This is a genomic window from Alteromonas sp. BZK5 (assembly GCF_014349115.1).
Classification (GTDB): Bacteria; Pseudomonadota; Gammaproteobacteria; order Enterobacterales; family Alteromonadaceae; genus Alteromonas; species Alteromonas macleodii.
Map to the genome: position 1 here is coordinate 1 of NZ_JACSOE010000195.1, position 2,743 is coordinate 2,743.

General features: G+C 41.0%; 3 protein-coding genes and 2 pseudogenes. 3 read left to right on the top strand and 2 right to left on the bottom strand.

Annotated features, from left to right (window positions below):
- Positions 1-125 precede the first annotated feature (125 nt).
- The 3 genes from BIZ39_RS22445 to BIZ39_RS21155 are packed head-to-tail and all read left to right on the top strand — an operon-like array spanning position 126 to position 1,430.
- Positions 126-257 (top strand): helix-turn-helix domain-containing protein, encoded by a 132-nt coding sequence (locus tag BIZ39_RS22445; RefSeq protein WP_410369572.1) that lies wholly within the window; start codon positions 126-128, stop codon positions 255-257.
- A 2-nt stretch (positions 258-259) separates the two neighbouring features.
- Complete coding sequence (locus tag BIZ39_RS22690; RefSeq protein WP_187448014.1) at positions 260-403, top strand: transposase; 144 nt, start codon at positions 260-262, stop codon at positions 401-403.
- A gap of 4 nt (positions 404-407) precedes the next feature.
- A complete protein-coding gene (locus tag BIZ39_RS21155; RefSeq protein ID WP_187448015.1) occupies positions 408-1,430 on the top strand; it encodes an AraC family transcriptional regulator in 1,023 nt (340 codons plus the stop codon).
- Between the two features lie 8 nt (positions 1,431-1,438).
- Here BIZ39_RS21155 and BIZ39_RS21160 read toward each other — a convergent pair.
- Positions 1,439-1,708, bottom strand: a pseudogene (locus BIZ39_RS21160) (transposase); the annotation flags it as partial.
- A gap of 19 nt (positions 1,709-1,727) precedes the next feature.
- Positions 1,728-2,645: pseudogene (gene tnpC / locus BIZ39_RS21165) on the bottom strand (IS66 family transposase); the annotation flags it as partial.
- Between the last annotated feature and the right edge of the window lie 98 nt (positions 2,646-2,743).

Genomic DNA, 2,743 nt, shown 5'->3' on the forward strand with positions numbered 1-2,743 from the left:
TTGTTTCTTTGACGAGAAGAGCGTACCACTTTTAGCAGTTGGCCTCCTCTTCTACACCTTTCCATGAATGTCGCACTTATTATCTGAAATCGGGGTTAACATTAGGCTATTTGAAGCAATTGCATTTGAGGTATGATGAAATATCTTATCTTGTTGGGTTTTCATACACTGCAAACTTTAATAGAGCATTTAAAAAATGGACAGGACAAACCCCTAGTGTTTACCGTGAATCATTAACAAAAAGCGTAGACAAATAAACATGCCAGAAGCCAAAATTTTAGCTTATTTGAAGGAAATAAAGTGGCCAAACGGATTTATTTGCCAGTGCTGTGGCCATGAGCATAGCTATAATTCGTGCTCCTTTGAAATACCCCTGAGTCAAACCAAATGCAGAGGCATGTAAAAAAATGAATAGAAATGAATTATTCTCTACCAATAAGTTTATTCAAGACTTTTGTTCAATTGCTGATTATGTAGGTATGTCAAAAATAGATTTTTCACAGGCAATAGGCTTGCCATTTGAGTGCATTGATGAACCCGAAGGAATTATCTCCTTACACTACATTATAGAGTCTTATAAAGTGCTTTTAAGCTATACAAAAGATGAATTATTAGGTACTCAAGAAAAACCGCTCCCTAGAGGAGCTATTGCTTTAATGATCAAATCTGCATGTGCAGAAAAAACATTATCAAAGGCTTTAAGCGCCATTGATAATGTTAATCGTGTATGCCAAAGCCCTATAGTAGCAAATTTAATCCTTGAAAAGGATATAGTGCGGTGGCAATTTTCTTTTGTAACAAAAAATTCTAACCACTATTTATTCGCTATTACTATGCTTACTTGTATTGCGAATAGAATGTTAAGTATGTTATTGAAAAAAGAGGTTCCTTTGCTCTATATATCCTTTAAAGACGATGAACCAGTGAACCTATGCGATTATCATTTCTTATACAACTGTCCGGTTAAATTCAATCAAAATTATAACGAGCTCGTTTTTGATAAAGCATGGCTAAACAAACCTGTTTTATGTAACTATAAAGATGTGGAAAAACAATTAAGGGTACCATTATCTATAACAAGTCATTCTTTTGACTCTTTGGGGCTTATAAGCCAGATTAAAAACATCATTTCTTTATACCCTAGAAACCAATTTCCAACTCAAAATGAACTTGCATCGGAACTTGGAATATCTATTCGAACCATGCAACGAAAATTAGAGTTAGAAAACTCTAATTACATGGTAATCAAAGATGACTTTAGACACAAAAAAGCCTTGTTTTACCTTGAGCATACAACTAAGAGCCTTGAATGTATGTCAGAACGATGTGGTTTTAGTGAGGTTGCTTCCTTTACCCGTGCTTTCATTCGTTGGCAGGGGTGTACGCCGTCAAAATACAAATCGATACGTAAGCGCCAATTTAAGCGGTGAGGCCAGGGCTAATCAAGCGCTTGCTTGACATTCCACGGCAATAAATCGGTTAGATCCGCGCCCGATTCTCGCTGGGGAAGCTCAGCAAATAGCTTTTCGAAGTAATAATAGGGGTTAATGTCATTGGCACGACAGGTCATCACGATACTGTAAAGTATAGCGCTCGCCTCTGCCCCTTTGACAGTTTTTGAGAACAACCAATTTTTTCGCCCAGTCGTAAACGGACGGATATCACGTTCGGTATGGTTGTTGTCAATACTCAACTGCCCGTCATGTAAGCGATCTTAAATCAGCACTTTACGCAGTTTTGGGCACATTCCAAGGTAATAATGCTTCTAATTTTTCAACTGTCGTGGCATCGGCAATATTATCTAGCACATATTTGATGTAACTGGAGGGTTCAACACCGTTAGCTTTGGCAGTTTCAATGAGCGAGTAACAGGTCGCACTGGCGTGTGCACCTCGCGATGAATCTGCGAACAACCAATTTCGTCGGCCTACGGCGAACGGTCGAATGGCATTTTCCGCTAGGGCATTACTGATATTGACGAAGCCGTAGTCGCAATAAGCAACAAGCGCATCCCACTGATTAAGCATATAGAATATGGCTTTGTAGGTCAGTGAATCTTTCAGTACCTTGGGTAGATTACGCTCAAGCCACGGTTTAAATTCGTTCAGAATAGGCACCGCTAAGGTTTGCCGTGCCTGGTATTTTTCGTCACTGCTCAAGTCAGCAATTTTCCTTTCAATGGCGTACAGCTTTCGGATATAACCAATCGCTACATCGGCTTTAGAGGGCGTGCCTTTTTTGCTATTTTTATGGCTAGGCGTGCCCGCTCGACTGGCTTCAATAAATTTACGCCGTGCGTGGTCCATACAGCCAATACGGGGTAATTGACGCTCGCGACAGACTTTGGCGTAACCCGCATAGCCGTCAACTTGCAAGACACCGTTAAATCCATCGAGTAGACGTGCAGGAACCTGACCGGCGCGTGAAGGGTCATAGTCAAACAGCACTGTCGGTTTATCCGGTGGGCCGCCACGGGTCACCCACATCCATTTATCACTTTGACGACTTTTACCGGCTTCGTCTAAGACTTGAATGCGCGTTTCATCCGCTTGAATATAGTTGCCCTGATTTTGTTGTTCGCGGGCCAGTTTGATTAAGGGGTGAAATACGTCGTTGAGTCGGATAACCCAATTGGCCATGGTATTAGGGGTTCTAGGGATTTTCCCCTCTAAAAAGACATAATCCTCTGTAGACCACACCAATAAATGGCTGCGGAGGTGGGTTACTACTTATAAGTGTGGCA

What these genes read in the sequence shown, in the direction of transcription:
- BIZ39_RS22690 (WP_187448014.1), top strand. Translation starts at nt 260, where the DNA reads ATGCCAGAAGCCAAAATTTTAGCTTATTTGAAGGAAATAAAGTGGCCA.
- BIZ39_RS21155 (WP_187448015.1), top strand. Translation starts at nt 408, where the DNA reads ATGAATAGAAATGAATTATTCTCTACCAATAAGTTTATTCAAGACTTT.